The sequence below is a fragment of the Rhodoferax sp. genome (genome assembly GCF_039922535.1).
In the GTDB taxonomy this organism is placed as follows: domain Bacteria; phylum Pseudomonadota; class Gammaproteobacteria; order Burkholderiales; family Burkholderiaceae_C; genus Rhodoferax_B.
In genome coordinates, this window is the sequence record NZ_JBDTEM010000376.1 from 1 (window position 1) to 2,185 (window position 2,185).

Here is a 2,185-nt window from a genome sequence, read left to right on the forward strand (position 1 = left end):
CCTGCGGCCAGCAGATCGAGCGCGTCGTGGCCGCTGGCGGCGGTGCGTACCTCAAAGCCCAGGGGCTACAGCAGCTGCACTAGTAGCTCGCGGTCGGGCTCTTCGTTGTCCACCACCAGCAGCTTCCGGCGCGGCCCCAGGTAGGCGCGGCGCAGGCGTGGGGCACTGCTGCGCACGGTTTTCAGGTCGGCACCGTGGATTTCGGGCAGGAAGAGCTTGACGCGGAACACCGAGCCGCTGCCCGGCGTGCTGAGCACGGTCATCTCGCCGCCCATCAGGTCGGTGAGCATTTTGGCAATGGTCAGACCCAGGCCTGCGCCACCCGCCCCGCCGCTGCCAGGGGCCTCGCCGCGCTCGAAGGGTTCAAACACCTGGGCCAGCTCGTCGGCGTGCATGCCGGGCCCGGTGTCTTCGATCTCGATGAAGGCCATCTCCAGCGCGTAGCGGGCGCGCAGGCGCACACGGCCGGTGGCGGTGAACTTGATGGCGTTGCCCAGCAGGTTGATGAGGATCTGGCGCAGGCGCTTCTCATCCGCTCGCACCTGCTCGGGCAGCACGCCCTGCGGGTCGAAGTGGAATTGCAAGCCCTTGGCGCGGGCCTGGGGCTCGAACATTTCGGCCATCTCGTGCAGCAGGTCGGCAAATGGCATGGGCCGCGTGGCCAGCGTGAGCTTGCCGGATTCGATGCGGGCGATGTCCAGCGTGCCTTCGATCAGCGACAGCAGATGTTCGCCGCCGCGCTTGATCACGCCAATGGCCTGCTGCCGGTGCGGCGGCACGCCGGTGTCTTCGCCCATCAGCTGCGCGTAGCCCAGGATGCTGTTGAGCGGGGTGCGCAGTTCGTGGCTGATAGCGCTGATGTAGCGGCTTTTGGCCAGGTTGGCGTGGTCGGCCGCGCGCTTGGCCTGCTCTGCAATCGCGCGGGCCTGGTCGGCCACCAATTTGGCGGCTTGCAAGGCTTTGTCGGTTTGCGCGTGCGAGGCGATTTCACGCTGCAGCAAATGGGTTTGGCGGTTGGATTCTTCTTGCGCCACCTGGCGGCTTTTGTGCGCCAGCACAAACCACCAGGCCACGATGCAGGCCATCAAGACCAGGGCCATGTAGGCTTTGATGAAGCCCGAGCGCAGCGCGGAACTTGGATCGAAATCGGCCTCTAGCGCAGACTGCACCAGCGCCTGCAGCTCCTGAAAATAGAGCAAACCAAACAACGTAGCCAAAATCGGCACGACCACCAGCATCAGCAAAATGAAATGCGCCAAACCCGTTTCCAGGTACGGCCAGGCGCGCTGGGGCAGCAGCCAGCGCATGGCCGCGGCCCACTGCACTTTCAGGCTGGCCTGGGGTTTGCAGAGGTCGCCACAGCGCGCATCCAAGGTGCAGCACAGCGAGCAGATGGCACCTTGGTAGGCGGGGCATTGGGCCATGTCGGGCGCTTCGTACTCGCGCTCGCAAATCACGCAGCGCTGCACGCGCAGGCGCTGGTAGCTGCTGTCGGCCAGGGGTTGGGTGATGCCTCGCCAATCGGACTGGGGCCCACGCGCAATGTAGTAACGGCCCTTGGTCCACCACGCCAGGAAAGGCGATGCCAACATGGCCGTGCCCAAGGCAATCAGCGCCGAGAACGCCTGCGCCATAGGCCCGAATAGGCCCAGGTAGGCCAGCATGGACACGGTGGAAGCCAGGCCCATCGCGCCCACGCCAACCGGGTTGATGTCGTACAAATACGCCCGCTTGAACTCGATGCCCGGTGGCGACAGGCCCAGCGGCTTGTTGATGACCAAATCTGCCACCACGGTCATGATCCAGGCGATGGCGATGTTGGAATACAGCCCCAGCACGTCGCCCAGGGCCTCAAACACGTTCATCTCCATCAACATGAAGGCGATCAGCGTGTTGAACACCACCCACACCACCCGCCCCGGGTGGCTGTGCGTGATGCGCGAGAAGAAGTTGGACCAGGCCAGCGACCCGGCGTAGGCGTTGGTGACGTTGATCTTCAGCTGCGACAGCACCACAAACAAGGCCGTGGCCGCCACCGCCCAGCCGTACTGCGGAAACACGTATTCATAGGCCGCCAGGTACATCTGGTTTGGATCCACGGCGCGGTCCACTGGCACTGCATGGCTGATGGCCAGGTAGGCCAGCAAGGCACCGCCCAGCATCTTGACCACGCCCAGCACCACCC

1 pseudogene is annotated in these 2,185 nt (G+C 64.8%); it reads right to left on the reverse strand.

Features of this window, described 5'->3' with window-relative positions:
• Positions 1-2,185: pseudogene (locus tag ABI213_RS18015) on the reverse strand (ATP-binding protein); the annotation flags it as partial.